A 797-nucleotide genomic window follows, 5' to 3' on the forward strand; every position below is an offset into this window, starting at 1 on the left:
AATTGTGACAGCGCTGCCTCATCCAGCAACACACGCAGATCACTGTCTGATAAAATATAACGGATACGTTCCTGCGGATAAGAAGGATCTACCGGCACATATGCCGCACCGGCCTTCATGATCCCAAGTATACTGATCACCTGCCACTCACTGCGTTCCTGGGAAATACCTACCAGCACTTCAGGCCCTACACTATATTTTGTTTGCAGGTAGTGTGATAGCCGGTTGGCATATTCATCCAGCTCCCGGTAAGTGAGGATACGCTCACCGGATACAATGGCTACCTGCTCCGGAGTACGGGCAACCTGCGCCTCAAAAACATCAACTAATGTCTTTTCTGTTGCATACGCGATTTCTGTATCATTGAAGCCTTGCAGCAGTAGTTGTTTTTCTACTACTCCAAGTATTTCCAGTTTTTCAATTGCTGATGCAGGATTGCTTACTACTGCCTGCAATAATTGTTCGTAGTGCGATAGCATCCGGCTAACCGTTCCGGCTTCAAACAGGTCAGTGCTATAGGTAATATCTATATTAAGCCCGGCTGAAGATGCACTGAGCGCAACGCTCAGATCAAACTTTGTACTGTTGCCTTCAACAGGTTCCGCATGCAGCGATAATCCTTCGCCTAGCATATGTTCCGTTATACCTGCAGATTCATTGTTCTGCAACATAAACATCACCTGGAACAGCGGATGGCGGCTCAGATCACGGTCTCTTACCACTGCCTCCACTACTTTTTCAAAAGGCGCATCCTGGTGGTCATATGCTTCCAGGGTGATCTGACGTAACTGCCGCAG

1 protein-coding gene is annotated in these 797 nt (G+C 47.8%); it reads right to left on the minus strand.

Annotated features, from left to right (window positions below; all coding sequences use genetic code 11):
• On the minus strand, nt 1-797 hold a 797-nt coding region (locus tag KVT36_RS31515), incomplete at both ends, for an AMP-binding protein (RefSeq protein ID WP_217607396.1).

Source organism: Chitinophaga sp. GbtcB8 (genome assembly GCF_019091455.1).
In the GTDB taxonomy this organism is placed as follows: domain Bacteria; phylum Bacteroidota; class Bacteroidia; order Chitinophagales; family Chitinophagaceae; genus Chitinophaga.